The organism is Acidimicrobiales bacterium (assembly GCA_041394185.1).
Taxonomy (GTDB): Bacteria; Actinomycetota; Acidimicrobiia; order Acidimicrobiales; family Poriferisodalaceae; genus JAAETH01.
Map to the genome: position 1 here is coordinate 464,292 of JAWKIQ010000003.1, position 16,809 is coordinate 481,100.

Below are 16,809 nucleotides of genomic sequence, written 5' to 3' on the forward strand. Positions count from 1 at the left end.
CATTGACGTCTACCGTGGTCGAACAGCCGATCGTTAACCCCAGCCTCGAGTGGATTATCGACATCCTCAGAGGCCATGACGCCAACGTGGTGACCACCCGCGGCAAGTGCCCGGACGACCACGTCGAGCTGGACCGCTTCACGGTCTACCCGTCGGTCAACCAGCCACGGATGCTGATCAGCGGGGCATCGCGAGTCGTTCGCGGAGCGGTGCTGAGGCGGGCCGCCACCAGATCGGGTGGTCACAGCTTGGGCTCGATCGCCAGATACCTGGGTGCCAGTGCCGCCCATCTGGGCATCGATCACCTCGCTTTGGGCCCCGACATAGTGTTCAGCGCCCCGATGGACGAGGCGGCCGAGCGGTCGAGCTATCGCGAGCCCCGCACACTGACCGAGTATCTCGAGTCTGCGATCGACGACCACGAACTCTGTCTCGCCGTCAACCTGGGCCCGCTGCGCCCCAACCGCAAGCCGGTTCTACAGCTGATGGACCGCAGCGGTTCGCTGGTCGCCTATGCCAAGATCGGTTGGGATGAGTCGACCCGCCGCATGGTCGAATCAGAAGCCGGGCAGCTCGAGAAGTTCGATGGAAGACTCTTCCGAAACCTCCTCGTTCCCAAGCTGCTTCACTTCGGCCGGTGGCGGGAGATGTCGATCCTGATCACGGCACCCCTGGTCGACGACGGCCCAATCGATATGCCACCACGCATGGTTCTCGAGGCTCTTGCCGAGGTGGCCAGCCTGACCGAGCAGTCGCGGGTGCCCCTGGCCGAAGCCGATTGGACACTGCGCCAACTGGCACGGGTCGAAGCGCTTGGCCCCGCGGGCGCGGAGCTGGGCGAAGCACTGACACGGTGCCTCAGCTCGCACGGAGATCGCCCTGTCACCTTCGGCTCGTCCCACGGCGACTGGTCGCCGTGGAACATGCGCCGCATGGGCCGGCGCGTCGGTGTGTGGGATTGGGAGCGCGCCGCCGACGACGTGCCAATCGGTCTCGACCTCGTGCACTATCACTTCCAGCGTTCGTTCCACTCGTCTGGCAAGTCGGTGGCCAGTGGCCTCGACAACGTCCAGCAGACGGTTCCCTCGGAACTCGCGCGGCTGGGTGTTGATGGTGACGAGCACGACCTGATCACTGTTCTGTACCTCATCGAGCTGGCTCTACGATTCGCGGAATCTTCTCTGCGAGACGACGCCGAGCTGGTCCGCACCTATAAGGAACTGATCGTGGAATTGCGCCACCACATCCCGCGTATCGGCGAGAAGACCGAGGATCGGCGAAGCGAACGCCACGACCCGCCGGTCGCTGACAAGCCTCGCCTGTTTACCCGTCGAATGCTCGGAGGTTCGGGCGTTCCGACGCCGGCCCGCGACGCCATAAAGAAGGCCGCCAAGGGATACGGACGGGCGACCTCGAGCTATCGCGTGCTGCCCAACACCTACATCGTCGGCGCACAACGTTGTGGCACCACCTCGCTGTTTCGGTACCTCACCCAACACCGCTCGGTCGTGGGCCCGATGCTCGAGAAGGGTGTGCACTTCTACGACACCAACTACACAGGCGACCTCGACTGGTACCGGTCGCACTTCCCTACTCAGGCGCGTTTGAAGCTCTCGCGGCAGCTGAACGGCTGCGACATGCGCACCGTCGAGGCGTCGCCCTATTACCTGTTCCACCCCTTTGTGCCCGAGCGCATCCATGCGGCGACCCCCGACGCGAAGATCCTCGTGCTCGTCCGCGACCCCGTCGAGCGGGCCCTGTCGCACCACAATCACGAGGTCAAGCGCGGGTTCGAGACCGAAGACTTCGCCTCGGCACTGGACCTCGAAGCCCGACGTCTGGCAGGAGAGGTCGACCTCATGGCGGCCGATCCGCTGTATGTCAGCTACGCACACCAGCACTACTCGTACGCCGCCCGCGGGCGCTACATGGAACAGATCTCGCGCTACGACGAACTGTTCGGCAAGTCGAACGTGATGGTGATCCGAACGATCGACCTCGAGGCCAACCCGGCCCAGGTCGTCGACGAGGTGCTTCGTTTCCTCGGGGTCGCTTTGATGGGATCGATCTCGTTTCCTCGCTACAACGCTCGGCGATATCCGTCGATGGACGAATCGCTGCGGTTGAGGCTGCGTGAGGAGTTCGCGGCTTCTGACGCGGCTCTTGCCCAGCGCATCGGCAGGGACGCCGACAGCCTGTGGGACTGATGTGGCAGAACCCGCGTCCCAAGCCCTAGAAGGTCGTACAGAAACCACCTCGTTGGCCCGGTCGGGCCTGATCGCCTTTGCCGGATCGGTGGTGAACGGGATCGCCGCCTTCTTGGTGATCGTCGCCATCACCGGTGCTCTCGACAAGCAGCGAAGCGGCCAGGTTTTCACCGCTATCGCGATGTTCAACATCGTGTTCGCCGTCTCTGCCCTGGGGGCCGATGTCGGCCTCGTACGCTTCACCGCCCAGAACCGCGGCTCTGCGAAGGCTCTCTTGAGGACTGCAGCGGCGCCCGCCTTGGTGACAAGTTGCGCCATAGCTGCGGCGATCGCTCTGGCAAGGGGCCAGATTGCCGCCTGGCTCACCGAGGACAACCCGGAAGAGTTGGCCCGAATCCTGCTGGCGATGATGCCATTCATCCCGCTGGCCGCTTTGGCCTCGGTGTTGCTGGCGTCTACGCGAGGCATGGGCACCATGGCCCCAACCGCCCTGGCCGACCGCATCGCAAAGCCGCTCAGCCAGTTGGGCATGGTGGTCATCGTCTCGGCGTTCGGTGCCGGCGCAGCTGTTGTTGGGCTGGCCTGGTCGCTGTCGTTCGCGGTGGCTTTCGCAGTCGCTCTGGCATGGTTCTGGCGACTGGCGGGCCGCACTCAAAGCGACTCGCCCAGCTCTCCCGACGGTGGTTCGGAGGTGACGGCCTCGCAATACTGGGAGTTCACCGTTCCCCAGGCTGCAACCAACGTGCTGTACGTGCTGTTGAGGTGGGCAGACATCCTGATCGTCGCAACCCTGGCCGGGCCGGGGCCGGTGGCGGTCTACACCGCCGTGTCGCGCCTGCTCATAGCGGGCAACTTCGTCAACGGTGCGATAGTGCAGGCGGTATCACCCCTCGTCAGCGAGGCCTTGGGAAGAAGCGACCGCGACGAGGCCGCACACCTGCTGAAGACCGGAACAGCCTGGCTGGTCGCCGTGGTGTGGCCCGGATACATCGTCTTGGCACTCATCGGCGAACCGTTCCTGGCCCAGCTGTTCGGCCCCGAGTACACCACAGGAGCGGCTGCGTTGACGATCCTGAGCCTGGCGATGATGGTCGCTTCGGGATCTGGCCCGATCGAGGCAGTACTGCTGATGGACGGTGGCTCGCGCCAGTCGCTCATCGACAATCTGGCAGCGGTCACCACGATGCTCACCCTCGACGCCTTGTTGGTCCCCACCATGGGCGTAAAGGGCGCCGCCATCGGATGGGCGGCCGGATTGGCGATCACGAACCTGGTGCCCATGGCCCAGGTCCAGCGCCGCATAGGTATCAACCCGTTGGGTCGAGCTCACTCGACGGCCGCCGCTATCGGCCTGGTGTGTGTGGGCATTCCCGCGTTGGTGTTGCGGGTCAGCGGCGTCACCAGCTTCGCCCTCGTGCTGCTGGTCGCCGCAACCTCCTACGCGATACACCTGCTGGTCCTGTCGCGGTTCTCTGGCTTGCTGCGACTCGACGAGCTTGTTTCGGCGCTGAAACCCAGGGGCAAACGCCGCGGCTAACGCAAGGCCGATGCCAACCTCAGTTGAACCACGGATCGGCGCTGATGGCCAGCCAGGCCTCTAGCGACGAGGCCGATGTGTCGACCCGCCAGTCTCGATGGCCTTGGAACGTGAAGTCCTTGTCGAAATAGACCACGGCATCGATCTCGGGGAACTGGGTCCTCAACATATCCGGAAGTGCCCGCAGCCACTGGGCTTTGGCTTCGGGCTCGGCCTCGCCGACGCCGGTTTCGCCGATGATGATGGGCAGACCCCTAGGCGCTGCCCACCGGTAGAAGTCGCCGAAGATCTGGTCGAAGCTCAGCCAGTCTGCGGCTGTCGAACTGGTGCCCCAGTTGTATCCGTCTGCGCACAGCCAGTCGACCTGGTCGTCACCCGGGTACCACGGCATCGGGTCACCACCGTTCCAGAACAGGGCCTCGTTGGGGCACCAGACGAACTCGGCGTTGTCTGCACCAACGGTGGCGAACAGATCGCGGACGTGGTTCCATGCAGCTACGTAATCGGCACCAGAGTGAACCCAGTCTCGTCGCCGTTGTCCGTCCATCTCCCACAGCCACCGCAGCATCACCGGCTCGCCCAGGTCGCGCACCGCCTGCGCCTGGGAACGAATCCAGTCGTCGTGAGCGCCAGCCGCGATCTCTCTGGTGTCGGTGCCGTTCCACGAGATCATCAGGACGCGCCCGTCGGCCAGGTGCATGAGGTCGTCTTCGGTCGGAATCGGCGTGTCCCAGGAATGAAAGACATGCCCGATGTCGTAGGTGCGCCCCGCCAGCTCCTCGAGTTCGGCCCATCGTGGCTGTCGCTCGGCGCGAGTGAGCCCAGTGGACATGCCGAGAAGAGCTCCGGTTCTCAGTCGCTCGGCGATGGGTGGGGTCGCGATCGCTGACCCGGCATCGCTGCTGGGTGTCGTGGCAGCCACCGACGAGGTCGATGACGTTGACTCGGGCAGCGTTGACCGTGTTTCGCTGGTCGAGGTCGGGTCGCCGAGGGCCTCATCATCGCTACCCGAACACGCTGCCAGCAGTACTGCCAGAGCCAGCAGCGCATACGCGTGCCACCTTCGCGACTCAAGCACCGCAACACTCCACCTGCCGAATAGCGCTATCGGCAACTACGGTCATGGGAATGGACAAGATCATCAAGATGATCATCCTCGTCATCATCGGCGCGGTGGTGGCGGGCGTTTTGCGGCGACGCGACACCGGCGTCAGCGTACCTGCGACCGATTCGACCTCTGCGTCGCCCACACCAGAGCCGGTCGCTCCGCCATGGATCGCCGCCGTCGACGGGAATTGTCCCCAGTCGCACCCGGTGAAGCTCAAGCAGTCGAGCGGCATCTATCACGTCGAAGGTCAGCGCAACTATGAGCGCACCATCGCCGATCGGTGCTACTGCGACACTTCGGCAGCCGAAGCCGACGGCTTCAGGGCGTCGAAGGTCTGAGGGCCGCCGGTCAGCCTTGGAGGAACTGGGCGATGCGCCCGATTCCTTCGGTGATGTTGTCGTCGCTGGTGGCAAACGAGAAGCGGGCATAGCCGGGCGCCCCGAAGGCCTCCCCGGGCACGAACGCCACCTTGGCCTGGTCCAGTACGACGTCGGCCAAATCCAGCGTGGTGTCGATTCGACGTCCGGCCAGCTCTGTGCCGAGCACGCCCTCGAACGACGGGAACGCATAGAACGCACCCTCTGGCTCGGGGCAGTCGACACCGTCGATCGAGTTGAGCAGCCCGTGGATGATCTTGCGACGCCGGTCGAAGGCCTGGCGCATCTCGGACACGGCGTCGAGCGACCCCGACACGGCGGCCAGGGCTGCGATCTGGCTGACGTTGGCGACGTTGCTGGTGGCGTGAGACTGGAGGTTGGTGGCGGCCTTGATTACGTCGGCCGGGCCGATCATCCACCCGACCCGCCAGCCGGTCATGGCGTAGGTCTTGGCAACACCGTTCAGCACCACACAGCGATCGGCGATGTCGGGGCAAAGAACCGGCATCGATGCGTGTACGGCATCGCCGTACACGAGATGCTCGTAGATCTCGTCGGTGATGACCCAGATCCCGTGCTCGCTGGCCCAAGCACCGATGGCAGCAATCTCTTCGGCCGGATACACAGCACCGGTGGGATTTGAGGGCGAGACGAACACCAGAGCCTTGGTGCGGTCGGTTCTGGCCGCTTCCAGCTGGTCGACGGATACTCGAAAGCCCGACGCGGCCGTGGTGGGAATCACAACCGGGATGCCACCGGCCAACCTGATCGGCTCGGGGTAGGTGGTCCAGTAAGGAGCCGGGAGGATGACCTCATCACCAGGGTCGACCAACGCCAACATCGTGTTGAACACGGCCTGCTTGCCACCGTTGGTGACCAAGACATCGGCGGCTGCGACCTCGAGACCCGAATCGCGCTTGGTCTTTGCGGCGATGGCCTCCTTCAGCTCGGGCAGTCCGCCGGCCGGGCTATAGCGGTGATTCTTGGGATCGTGGCAGGCGGCCGCTGCGACCTCGACGATGTGGTCGGGTGTGGCGAAGTCGGGTTCGCCGGCGCCGAATCCGATCACCGCTTCGCCTGCGGCCTTCAGCGCCTTGGCCTTTGCATCGACGGCAAGGGTGGCCGACGGTGTGATAGCGGATAGAGCAGCGGAGACTCGAGACACGTTCGATCCTTCGATTCGGGTGGTCGTCGACAGAGACGATACTGGTCTCGGCCCGGGCCCAGAACCGCTATTTCAGTTGGTTCTGGGATCCTCTGGCATGTTGGCGAGCAACCGGCGCCGGTCGGGCTGACGGGCTACCACCCGGTGCCAGAGCTCTTCGGGCTCGGGCCCGAATACGTCGGCCGGGCGACCCTCGATGACCCACCAGGCATGCTCCGACAGCTCGTCTTCGAGCTGTCCGGGCGACCAGCCCGCGTAGCCCATGAAGATTCGCAATGGTCTGCCGATGTCGATCTCGTCGAGGTCGGCCGGCACCAGCTCGCCGCTCTGCAGCGTGACACCGAGGACCCCGTTGGGCTCGACCGGCCCCCCGAAGCTGATCGTGGCCGAGGCATCTACGGAGCCTTCGAGACTGGGTATCAGGGCTACGACGCGCTCGTCGACTGGCCGGTTGAGCACGACGCCCGCCGATCCATGGTCGCCGTGGTCCAGCAGCAGGATGACGGTCCGAAAGAAATTCGGATCGCCCAGTATCGGTGTCGCTACGAGGAGCCGACCGGCCATAGGTCGCACCTCAGCATCGTTTCACATCCGCAGACCCCTGTCGGACGCGTGCGACACACGCAAGGCGATGACCACCATCGCGCCGCCCTCGGTCCGGTTGTCTGCCGAGATGGTGCCACCGTGAGAATCGACGATCTTCTTGGCGATCGCCATGCCGAGTCCGGTCGAGCCAGAACGATCGCCGCGGTGGAACCGATCGAATACGTGGGCCAGATGGCCCGGATCGAAACCAGGCCCGTCGTCGGCGACCTCGATGCGTCCGAGATTCTTGTCGGCGACAACCCTCACGTTCACGTTGCTCGAGCGAGCCACAGCGTTCTCGACGATCGTCGCCACGGCCTGCCGCAACAATGCGTAGTCCGCATCCACCACGACCGAGTCAGACGTTTCAGCGACGATGGCGCAGTCGTCGGAGCGAACCGAGGCAGCCACCTCTTCTGCCAGCAGATCCAAGCGCAGGGGGGCCAGCCGGGGCAGCGCCTGACCAGCTTCGAGTCTGGCGAACTCGAGCAGTTCGTTTACCCCGCTCGACGCACGTTCGGCGGCGTCGGCGATCTCGCCCAGGCTCTGACGGTACGCATCGGCCTCGCGCGGTCTCGACAATGCCTGTGTGGCCGAGGCCTGGATCACGGCCAGTGGGGTGCGCAGCTCGTGGGCGGCGTCGGCGATGAAATCTCGCTGCTGGGCCAACACGAAACGGGTCGGCCTCAGCGAACGACCGGCGACGAGCCAACCCAAAGCCGCCACCGCTGCGACAGCCCCGAATCCTGCCAGCAAGACCCGCAGGGTCAACGACCGAGCGTCGGCCTCATAGCTCGAGATCTCGACGAACGACACGAAGGCCTGGAACTCGTCCAGCGGATAGACGGCGCCGATGTATCGACCGCTCTGGTCCTCAAACCGCGGGAACCTGTCGTCGTACCACAGCCCGTTCTGGGTGATCGTCTGCAGTGGTGGCTCGATCCAGGCATCGGCCTGCGGCTCTTCATAGCCGGGGTCGTTCTCGATCGAGACGTACCACGAGTTGGCCAGATCTTCGCCGGCGGCGACCTCACCCGCGGCTGCCAGAGCCTCTCGTTCGGCCGAGTCGAAGATCCGGCTGCGGCCGGTGTCGATCGCCACCCACGCCAAAGCGAATATGGCCAGAGCTGAGAGAAGCCCATAGACGAGCGTCAGCCTTATGCGCAGCATCCTCAGGTTCAATTCTCACCTCAGCCGTTGAGTCGATAACCGACGCCGCGAACCGTTTGGATGACGCCGTCAGCACCGGGCAAGTCGAGCTTGCGCCGAAGATTGGCCACGTGCACGTCGACCACATTCGACAGCCCGTCGTAGTTTGCATCCCACACGTGGTCGATCAACGACGTGCGCGTCACCACCTGACCACGATGTCGCATCAGGTGGTGAAGCAGGGCGAACTCCTTGTTGGTCAACGGCACGGCGATGTTGCCGCGCCAAACCGTTCGCGCAGCGGGGTCCAGGCGTACGTCACCGATCTCGAGGATTGGGGTCTCCGACACCTCCGGACGACGCAGCAGCGCCCTGACCCTGGCCGACAACTCAGGGAACTGGAAGGGCTTGGTCAGGTAGTCGTCGGCCCCCGAGTCGAGTCCGCCGACCTTGTCGCTGAGGGCGTCTCGGGCGGTCAGCATCAAGATCTTGGTGTTGAGCTTGGCCGAGCGCATCGACCGGCACAGATCGACGCCGTCGCCATCGGGCAGGCCGAGGTCCAGCACGACCAGGTCGTATGGCTCTACGAACACGGCCTCCGCGGCGTCGACGAACGTGGCCGCCAGATCGACGGCGTGGCCGTCCTCGGCCAGGCCGCGCCTGACCACTTCGCCCAGAGCGCGATCGTCCTCGACCACGAGAACCCTCATCCACACCTGCTTTCGAGCACTGTCGTCAACACCTGCGGCGTCGCCCGACTACCTGTCGGTCGACCATGGTCTCACGGATCCATGAAGACCCGATGAAGACGCCAACCAAAGGCCCTCAGATGTAGCCAGAAGGGGCCGATAGGTCCTCCGTGGGCATGAGAAAGAACGATGGGTGGATTCACTATCTGACGCTCGTCGCATGCGCGGCGGTCGTCGGATTGTTCGCGTTCGCTTCGATGACAGGCCGGGGCTCGGCATCCGAAATTCCGGCAGCATCTGGCCCGTCGACCTTGGCTACGCCCGCATCGACCACGACGATCGACACACCCCCGCTTCCGACGAGCCCACAAGCCAGACCAGGTCCGGTGGCTGTACCGTCGGCCGGAGAACCGGTCCAGACAGATCTGATCTCGGCTTCAGATGAGGGCTCGGAGGTCTCGACAGATGGCCCGGGCGACGGCTCTCAGCCCGACGCCCCACAACCCGAGACCCAGGAAACAGCGCCATCGACCAGCCAGGCACCGACGACCACGAGCAGCCCCGTGGAGGTTTCGGACGAGCCGTCGATTCCCACTCCGCCCGCCGAGCGCTTCACCCCAACCGTCGAGGTGGTAGCGCTGCTGGAAGGTGCGGGTGGCGACGACGCCACCGCCACGGCGCTCGAGATCCTGTCGCTGAGCGGGCCACTTGGCGCCTACCTGGCCATCGAGCCGCTGATGGCGTCGCGGCTGCACGCAACCCTCGACGGGGCACGAATCGTGTCGTCGCGCGACTATGCCGACCGCATCGCGGGTGCTGTCAACTCGACGCTGGACTCGCTTGCAGCCGACCACGCACAAGCTGGTACCGGCCTGTGTCTGGTGGTTGGTCCGGGACCGGCGTGCGAGCAGGTGGCAGACCTCAACCACACGTTCTCGGCAATGCCCCACCGGCCCGCGCTAGACGAGCTGTTCAGCCAGTTCGGCTCGCAGGCGACGGTCACCGCCTTGACCCCACTGGCAGACCTGCACTTCACCGGTAACTTCTGGAACCTGCTGCGCGAAGCGCACAACACCGCCATAACGGCCGAGCTGAAGAACGCCTGGGCGCTGGCCGGGGCCGACGTCTACCCCGACACCGAATACATCACCGCCAACATGGCATTTCTGAGCACGTACCTGATGGCGGCCAGAGACGAGCGGCCAGACACCTGGGACCGGCTGGCGGCCGACGGAGTCGGCGTCCAGGTGGGCAACACCTGGAGCCGACTCGCGGATGCCTTCGTGCTGACCGACTCGGCGCTGTGGAACATCGCGTACTTGCACGACGACTCGGCCGTGCGCCAACTGTGCGGATGCCAGTAGCTACGAGACTGCGCCGCCCGACGTCTCGGTGATATCGGCCTTGCCAGCCGAGATCCACGGCATCATCGCACGGAGTTCCTTGCCGACAGCCTCGATCGGGTGCTGCATGCCCTCTTCGCGAAGTCGCAGGTAGTTGGGTCGGCCGTTGCGGTTCTCGTCGATCCACTCGTTGGCGAACGTACCGTCCTGGATCTCGGTGAGGATCTTCTTCATCTCCTTGCGGGTCTCGTCGGTGATGATGCGAGGCCCTCGGGTCAAGTCGCCGTACTCGGCGGTGTCAGAGATCGAGAAGCGCATGCCGGCGATGCCTGCCTCATAGATGAAGTCCACGATCAACTTCACCTCGTGCAGGGTTTCGAAATAGGCCGACTCGGGCTGGTAGCCGGCCTCGACCAGGGTGTCGTAGCCAGCACGGATCAGCTCGGTGAGGCCGCCGCACAACACGACCTGCTCGCCGAACAGATCGGTCTCGGTTTCCTCGGCGAATGTGGTCTCGAGCACGCCACCGCGGGTGCCGCCAATGCCCTTGGCATAGGCCAGGCCGATCTGCTTGGCGTCGCCGGTCGCATCCTGGTGGACGGCGATCAGCGAAGGCACGCCACCGCCCTCGACATAGGTGCGCCGCACGTTGTGGCCAGGACCCTTGGGGGCAACCATGATGACGTTGACGTCTTCTGGCGGGGTGATCTGGCCGAAGTGGATGTTGAAGCCGTGCGAGAAGGCGAGGGTCATGCCCGGCGTGAGGTTTGGCGCAATCGACTCTTCGTAGATGCGGGCCTGCTCGGTGTCGGGCAGGGCCATCATGATGAGGTCCGATGCCTTGGTGGCGTCGGCCACCGACATCACGGTGAGGCCCTCGGACTCGGCCTTGGCTTTGGACGACGAACCCTCGCGCAGGCCCACGACGACGTTGACGCCGCTGTCGCGCAGGTTCAAGGCATGAGCGTGACCCTGAGAGCCATAGCCCAGGATGCCGATGGTCTTGCCGGCCAGCAGGCCGAGATCGGCATCGTCGTCGTAGTAAATGGTTGCCATGAGGTATGACTCCTCGTGTGTAGTCGGTCTGGGGTTAGTTCGGTGGAGCGTGTCCGCCCCGTGGTCAGTCGGTGCCGTACAGACGCGGCAGGGCGACACGGCCGGTGCGCTGAATTCGGGTGATACCGAACTGCTGCATCAGCTCCTCACACTCGTCGAGTCGCTCTGGCGACGCCGAGAAGCTGAAGGTGATGTGACCCGCATCGAAGTCGAGAGCGTAGCCACCAAAGCGCAGCGCCGCCTGCAACACGTCGTGGGGCCGTTCGCCCTTGACCACGGTCAACAGCATCAACTCTCGTTCGACTGCGTCCGAGGGCTTCAGCTCCTCGATGCGCACCACGTTGATCAGCTTGTCGAGCTGCTTGACGATCTGCTCGAGCGGCGCCGATGCCAAGTCGACCACCACGGTGATGCGGCTCTGCGCCGGATCGTTGGTGGGGGCAACCGCCAGCGAGTGGATGTTGAAGCCACGGCGGGCGAACAAGCTGGCCACCCGGGCCAGGACGCCGGCCTTGTTCTCGACCAGTGCGGTGACGATGTGGAGTTGTTCGAGCTTGCGCGAATTCATGATGGTGCCTGCCCTGACTTGCCGAGTTCTGCGTCACCTTCGGGCCCCAGGATCACAACATCGTTGCTTCCGCCTGCGGGCACCATCGGATAGACCTTCTCGAACTCGTCGACGCGGAAGTCGACGACCACCGGGCGGTCGTTTATGGCGTTGGCCTGCTCGATGACCGCGTCGACCTCGTCGACCTTGTCGGCCCGCAAGCCGACACAACCCATGGCCTCGGCGAGCTTGGCGTAATCGGGCAGGTCCTGCGACAGATAGACCTCGCTGTAGCGCTCCTCGTAGAACAGCTCTTGCCACTGCCTGACCATGCCGAGGTACGCGTTGTTCAATATCGCGATCTTGACCGGGATGCGCTCGGCAGCGGCGGTGATGAGCTCTTGGAAGGTCATCTGGAAGCAACCGTCACCGTCGACCGCCCACACGGTCTTGTCGGGTCTGGCGACCTTTGCGCCAACGGCTGCAGGCACGGCATAACCCATGGTGCCGAGCCCGCCGGAGTTGACCCAGCTGTACGGGTGGTTGAACTTCCAGAACTGGCTGGCCCACATCTGATGCTGGCCAACGCCTGCCACCACGATGGTGTCTTCGGGCGACATGTCGCGCAGCCGCTCGAGGCAGTACTGCGGCTTGAGCGGGAATCCGCTCTCGGACTGCTCGTAGCGCAGTGGGTGGCCCTCCTGCCAGCCGCTCACCGTGGACCGCCAAGGATCGAGATCGACCGAACCGACCCCACCCGAGCGCAGCTCGGAGTTGATCGCTTCGATGACCAGACGGGCATCTCCGACTATCGAAACGTCGGGCCTGCGAACCTTGCCGTGTTCGGCCGGGTCGATATCGATGTGCACGACCTTGGCGCCCGGGGCGAAGGCGTCGACCTTGCCGGTGACGCGGTCGTCGAACCTCGAACCGAAGGCCAGCAACAGGTCGGCCCGTTGCATGGCGGTGATGGCCGTGTAGTTGCCGTGCATGCCGGGCATGCCCAGGCACTGAGGATGGTCGTCTGGGAGCGCGCCGCGGGCCATCAACGTGGTGACCGTCGGGATCTTGGTCATGTCGACGAACTCGCGAAGGGCCTCGACCGCGCGGGCCTTCATGATGCCGCCACCGGCGTAGACGACGGGCCGCTCGGCCGAGCGGATCAACTCGACCGCCTGGGCGATCTCGGCCGGGTCGACGTCGAGGCGAGGCTGGTACCCGGGAAGATCGATTCCCTGGCCCCAGGTGGTCTCCCACTCGGGATCCCACTCGAGCTCCATGTTGGCGATGTCTTTGGGCAGGTCCAGCAACACGGGCCCGGGTCGCCCGGTAGTCGCGATGTGGAAGGCCTCCTGGACGAGGCGAGGGATGTCGGCCGGATCGGCGATCAGCTCGTTGTGTTTGGTCACCGAGCGCGTGATGCCAACCGTGTCGCACTCTTGGAACGCATCTGTTCCGATGCTGGCGTATGCCACCTGGCCGGTGATGGCCACCATGGGCACAGAGTCCATGTAGGCGTCCATCAATGGTGTGACGATGTTGGTGGCCGCCGGGCCGCTGGTGACCAGCACCACGCCCGGCTTGCCCGTGACGGTCGCGTAGCCCGAGGCCATGTGACCGGCACCCTGCTCGTGCCTGACGAGCACGTGGCGGATCGGGGACTCGATGATCGGGTCGTAGACCGGCAGGATGGCACCCCCGGGCAGGCCGAATACGACCTCAACACCGCTGAGTTCCAGGCTCTTGATCAGGGCTTGGGCACCGGTGATTCGCATCGGTTTCGCTTTCTGTGATTTGGGCGGGAGACTGCGTCCGGACAACAAAAGACCTCCCCGGAGGGAGGTCGAAACAGCACACGGGGGATCCCGTGTGCTCAGTTGAGTACTACGTAGCGGGCAATAAACGCAGCGCGATCGGCGGAACGAGCCGAGTCGGGAGCTGCCGTGTCAACAGTCATCGCCCCCATTCTGCCCAATCAGCCACTGTGGAAGCAACCCCCATGACTATGGTTCGGTCGATGCCAAGCCGTCCACGAGCGTCGACCGTCATCGTCGCGAGCCTGGTCGCGCTCTGGCTCGGGGCTGCCGCGCTGCTGGCGCCGGTGTCAGACGAGCAGCTCCGGCCGCCTGATTTCGTTCCCGAGCCTGTGGCCCTGGCCCTGGCCAAACCGTGCCCTACCACCGCCGATGTCGGGCTCGCCGAGACGCCAGGCGTGTTGAACATCAGCACCGTCCGAGACTTCAAGGACCCAACCGCGGTGCTCGTGTCCGACGACGGCAGCATGATCGCGGCTTCCAGGCGCGGCCTGGTCGTCGAGTGGTCGGCAACAAGCGGTTTGTCGACGGTGCTCGACCTCTCCGAACGCACCTCCACCACGGGCGATCAGGGCCTGCTGGAGCTGGCCTGGCTTCAGGATGCGCTGCTGGTGTTGCGCACCGACGAGACAGGGGCCACCGTCTTGACCTCACACCGACGCATCGGCGAAGGCTCCTTCGATGCCGGCACCGAGCTGCTCGAGGTCGCCCAACCCGACCCCAGACACAACGGGGGCGGGCTGGCTGTGTCGGCTGCCGGCGAGGTCTTCGTCGGCGTAGGCGACGGCGGCCTGCAAGGCGACCCGCACGGAAACGCCGCCGACCCCTCTTCGCTGCTCGGAAAGGTCCTGCGCGGCAAGGTCGACTGGGGGCGGGCATCGTTGGTTCCCACCGACGGAGCCGGCTCGCTGGTGTGGGCGGTGGGGGTCCGCAACCCGCACCGAATCTGGCTCAGCGCCGACGACGCCCAGGTCTGGGTAGCCGACGTGGGAGAAAACTGCCGCGAGGAGATCAACCGCCTGGCCATCGACCAGGCCCACTACGACCTGGGCTGGAACGCACGCGAGGGCGACGTCGGCTTCGCCGAAGACCCTTCCAGGATCGCCTTGACCGACCCCCTGGCCTCCTATGACCACGAGCGGGGCCGCTGCGCAGTGATTGGGGGTGCTCCGGCCCCAGCGGCCCTGCACCCCAGCACCAACGGCAGCGCTTCGATAGTGGCAGACCTCTGCACAGGCGAGTTGTTCATCGTCGACGACGACGGGCTCCGCCTGCTGCCGGCACAGGCCGACTCGCCGGTCGACATCTCACCCGACGAACGCGGCGACATCTTGATCTCGCAGGCCGACGGCCAGATCCGGCGGCTCCACATCTGATGCCCACCCTGAAGTCACCCTACGACCGGGACATCCTGCGCCTGGCAGTGCCGGCGTTCGGTTCGCTGATAGCGGCGCCCCTGTACGTGCTCACCGACACGGCGATCGTGGGACGAATCGGCACTCAGGAGTTGGCCGGCCTCGCACTCGCCTCGGCCGTCTTGCTGACGTTGGTCAACATGTTGGTGTTCCTGGCCTACGGAACCACTGGCTCGGTGGGCCGGGCGTTGGGCGCCGGCGACGAGGCCGCCGCGGCAAGGCTCGGACTGCAATCCATGTGGCTCGGGCTGGCACTGGGAGCAGTGCTAGGCGCCGTTCTGTACGCGGCCGCAGATCCGCTTCTGCGCAGCTTCGACGCCAGCGACGAGGTCGTCGGACACGCGTCGACGTACCTCAAGATCAGCTGCGCAGGCGTGCCCGCCTTGCTGGCGTCGCTGGCCGGCACCGGCTATCTCAGGGGCCTACAGGACACCAAGACCCCGCTTGTTGTGGCCGTATCGACCGCGGCCGCCAATGCCGTCATCGAGATCTGGCTCGTGTTCGGGCTCGACATGGGAATAGCCGGTTCGGCCTGGTCGACAGTCATCGCAGAGACCATCGCGGCCGCCGTCTACACGGTCATGGTCCTGCGCTCGGTTCGCCACTTCAACATCGGTTGGCGGCCGTCACCCAGCGCCATGCGCGTCGCCGGTCGCGGCGGGCTCAGCCTGGTGGCACGAACCGCGGCCCTGAGGGGGGCCTTCCTGTTCGCCGTGGTGGTAGCAGCGTCGAAGGGCACCACAGCACTGGCCGCTCACGAGATAGCTGTTCAGGTCTGGATGACCTTGGCCTTGGCACTCGACGCCATAGCCATAGCCGGTCAGGCACTGGTGGCAAGGCTGCTTGGGGCCGGCGACGCGCGAGCCGCGCGGGCCGCGTCGGCACGGATGATCGAGCTGGCGGTGGTCTTCGGGCTGTTTGCCGGAGCCGCCATCGCCCTGTCTTCGGGCCCGTTGGCTCGGGTATTCACCGATGACACCGCCGTAATCGAGTTGACGTCTTTCCTGTTGCTGCACGTCGCGGTCATGCAGCCCATCGGAGGACACGTTTTTGCTCTCGACGGCATTCTCATAGGAGCCTCTGACCTGGCCTTCCTGGCCAAAGCGATGTGGGCCTCTACTGCGGTGTTCGCGGTCGCGGCCGGAATCGTATGGAGCGCCGGCCTTGGCATCGGTTGGCTTTGGGCGTCGCTGACCCTGTTCATGGTGGTCAGGGCCGCGACACTTCACCTGCGCTATCGCACAGACCTGTGGTTGGTCACCGGCGCAACCAAATAGCCACCTCGAAGTCCTACATCCGCTCTATCTATTGGGGCGGAAGTCCTACATCCGCCCGTCTATTTGGTCGACCCCCTACTCTGACCGTTGCGCACGCTAGACGGGGAGGACCCGTAAATGACCGCAATCACCTGCATCGAGGGCATTGGCCCGAAGTATCAGAAGAAGCTCGCCGAGAACGGCATCCGCTCTTGCGAGAAGCTGCTCGAGGCAGGGGCGACCCGCAAAGGACGCAAGGAACTCGCCGAAGCTTGTGGCATCGACGAAAAGCGCGTCCTCGGCTGGGTCAACCGAGCCGACCTGTTCCGTGTACGTGGTGTCTCGACCCAATACAGCGACCTGTTGGAGGCCGCCGGCGTCGACACGGTGAAAGAACTTCGCCGTCGCCGCGCCGACAACCTCTCAGAGGCCATGACCGCCGCCAACGCTCGCCGCAAGAACAAGCTGGTTCGCCAGGTTCCCGTCGAGTCACAGGTGCAGCGCTGGATCGATCACGCCAAGGAACTCGACCCAGTCGTCAAGTACTGAGCGATCCGCAAC

The 16,809-nt window shown here is 65.0% G+C and carries 15 protein-coding genes; 7 read left to right on the forward strand and 8 right to left on the reverse strand.

Features of this window, described 5'->3' with window-relative positions:
• The first annotated feature begins 2 nt into the window (after positions 1-2).
• Both R2770_15675 and R2770_15680 read left to right on the forward strand, forming a co-directional pair.
• Positions 3-2,207 carry a sulfotransferase gene (locus R2770_15675; protein ID MEZ5281898.1) on the forward strand — a complete coding sequence of 735 codons (2,205 nt, stop codon included), beginning with the start codon at positions 3-5 and terminating at the stop codon, positions 2,205-2,207.
• A gap of 1 nt (position 2,208) precedes the next feature.
• Entirely contained in the window at positions 2,209-3,744 is a 1,536-nt protein-coding gene (locus R2770_15680; GenBank protein MEZ5281899.1) for an oligosaccharide flippase family protein, read from the forward strand.
• 19 nt (positions 3,745-3,763) lie between these two features.
• On the opposite strand, the gene R2770_15685 is transcribed toward R2770_15680, so the two are convergent.
• The gene (locus R2770_15685; protein MEZ5281900.1) at positions 3,764-4,822 is read right to left on the reverse strand and encodes a hypothetical protein; all 1,059 of its coding nucleotides are present in this window, start codon (positions 4,820-4,822) and stop codon (positions 3,764-3,766) included.
• Positions 4,823-4,872: 50 nt separating this feature from the next.
• On the opposite strand from R2770_15685, the gene R2770_15690 reads away from it, so the two are divergent.
• Complete coding sequence (locus R2770_15690; protein ID MEZ5281901.1) at positions 4,873-5,190, forward strand: hypothetical protein; 318 nt, start codon at positions 4,873-4,875, stop codon at positions 5,188-5,190.
• Between the two features lie 10 nt (positions 5,191-5,200).
• Here R2770_15690 and R2770_15695 read toward each other — a convergent pair whose 3' ends face one another.
• From R2770_15695 to R2770_15710, 4 genes are all read right to left on the reverse strand, one after another.
• A complete protein-coding gene (locus R2770_15695) occupies positions 5,201-6,394 on the reverse strand; it encodes a pyridoxal phosphate-dependent aminotransferase (protein MEZ5281902.1) in 1,194 nt (397 codons plus the stop codon).
• A 72-nt stretch (positions 6,395-6,466) separates the two neighbouring features.
• The gene (locus R2770_15700; GenBank protein MEZ5281903.1) at positions 6,467-6,958 is read right to left on the reverse strand and encodes a YqgE/AlgH family protein; all 492 of its coding nucleotides are present in this window, start codon (positions 6,956-6,958) and stop codon (positions 6,467-6,469) included.
• A gap of 21 nt (positions 6,959-6,979) precedes the next feature.
• Positions 6,980-8,161: a HAMP domain-containing sensor histidine kinase gene (locus R2770_15705; protein ID MEZ5281904.1), complete on the reverse strand. Its 1,182-nt coding sequence runs from the start codon at positions 8,159-8,161 to the stop codon at positions 6,980-6,982.
• Positions 8,162-8,169: 8 nt separating this feature from the next.
• Positions 8,170-8,838: a response regulator transcription factor gene (locus R2770_15710; GenBank protein MEZ5281905.1), complete on the reverse strand. Its 669-nt coding sequence runs from the start codon at positions 8,836-8,838 to the stop codon at positions 8,170-8,172.
• A 155-nt stretch (positions 8,839-8,993) separates the two neighbouring features.
• Here R2770_15710 and R2770_15715 point away from each other — a divergent pair, with 155 nt between their 5' ends.
• Positions 8,994-10,181 carry a hypothetical protein gene (locus tag R2770_15715; protein MEZ5281906.1) on the forward strand — a complete coding sequence of 396 codons (1,188 nt, stop codon included), beginning with the start codon at positions 8,994-8,996 and terminating at the stop codon, positions 10,179-10,181.
• Here the strand turns inward: R2770_15715 and ilvC are convergent, their stop codons facing one another.
• The 3 genes from ilvC to ilvB form a co-directional block, all read right to left on the reverse strand.
• Positions 10,182-11,216 (reverse strand): ketol-acid reductoisomerase, encoded by a 1,035-nt coding sequence (ilvC, locus tag R2770_15720; protein ID MEZ5281907.1) that lies wholly within the window; start codon positions 11,214-11,216, stop codon positions 10,182-10,184.
• A 64-nt stretch (positions 11,217-11,280) separates the two neighbouring features.
• Positions 11,281-11,784 (reverse strand): acetolactate synthase small subunit, encoded by a 504-nt coding sequence (gene ilvN / locus R2770_15725; GenBank protein MEZ5281908.1) that lies wholly within the window; start codon positions 11,782-11,784, stop codon positions 11,281-11,283.
• On the reverse strand, positions 11,781-13,538 hold the full coding sequence (gene ilvB, locus R2770_15730; protein MEZ5281909.1) for a biosynthetic-type acetolactate synthase large subunit: 1,758 nt from the start codon (positions 13,536-13,538) through the stop codon (positions 11,781-11,783). Before ilvB ends, ilvN begins: the two co-directional genes overlap by 4 nt.
• Before the next feature lie 242 nt (positions 13,539-13,780).
• Between ilvB and R2770_15735 the strand changes: the two genes are divergently transcribed.
• The 3 genes from R2770_15735 (at position 13,781) to R2770_15745 (ending at position 16,797) form a co-directional block, all read left to right on the forward strand.
• Entirely contained in the window at positions 13,781-14,953 is a 1,173-nt protein-coding gene (locus R2770_15735) for a PQQ-dependent sugar dehydrogenase (protein MEZ5281910.1), read from the forward strand.
• The gene (locus tag R2770_15740; GenBank protein MEZ5281911.1) at positions 14,953-16,269 is read left to right on the forward strand and encodes an MATE family efflux transporter; all 1,317 of its coding nucleotides are present in this window, start codon (positions 14,953-14,955) and stop codon (positions 16,267-16,269) included. The genes R2770_15735 and R2770_15740 overlap by 1 nt, the downstream gene beginning before the upstream one ends.
• A gap of 117 nt (positions 16,270-16,386) precedes the next feature.
• Positions 16,387-16,797: a DUF4332 domain-containing protein gene (locus R2770_15745; protein MEZ5281912.1), complete on the forward strand. Its 411-nt coding sequence runs from the start codon at positions 16,387-16,389 to the stop codon at positions 16,795-16,797.
• The last annotated feature ends 12 nt before the right edge of the window (positions 16,798-16,809 follow it).

Bases quoted from the DNA above. Each gene is read 5' to 3' on its own strand.
- R2770_15690 (MEZ5281901.1), top strand. From the start codon at position 4,873: ATGGACAAGATCATCAAGATGATCATCCTCGTCATCATCGGCGCGGTG.
- R2770_15700 (MEZ5281903.1), bottom strand. From the start codon at position 6,958: ATGGCCGGTCGGCTCCTCGTAGCGACACCGATACTGGGCGATCCGAAT.
- R2770_15710 (MEZ5281905.1), bottom strand. From the start codon at position 8,838: ATGAGGGTTCTCGTGGTCGAGGACGATCGCGCTCTGGGCGAAGTGGTC.
- R2770_15715 (MEZ5281906.1), top strand. From the start codon at position 8,994: ATGAGAAAGAACGATGGGTGGATTCACTATCTGACGCTCGTCGCATGC.
- ilvC (MEZ5281907.1), bottom strand. From the start codon at position 11,216: ATGGCAACCATTTACTACGACGACGATGCCGATCTCGGCCTGCTGGCC.
- ilvN (MEZ5281908.1), bottom strand. From the start codon at position 11,784: ATGAATTCGCGCAAGCTCGAACAACTCCACATCGTCACCGCACTGGTC.
- ilvB (MEZ5281909.1), bottom strand. From the start codon at position 13,538: ATGCGAATCACCGGTGCCCAAGCCCTGATCAAGAGCCTGGAACTCAGC.
- R2770_15735 (MEZ5281910.1), top strand. From the start codon at position 13,781: ATGCCAAGCCGTCCACGAGCGTCGACCGTCATCGTCGCGAGCCTGGTC.
- R2770_15740 (MEZ5281911.1), top strand. From the start codon at position 14,953: ATGCCCACCCTGAAGTCACCCTACGACCGGGACATCCTGCGCCTGGCA.
- R2770_15745 (MEZ5281912.1), top strand. From the start codon at position 16,387: ATGACCGCAATCACCTGCATCGAGGGCATTGGCCCGAAGTATCAGAAG.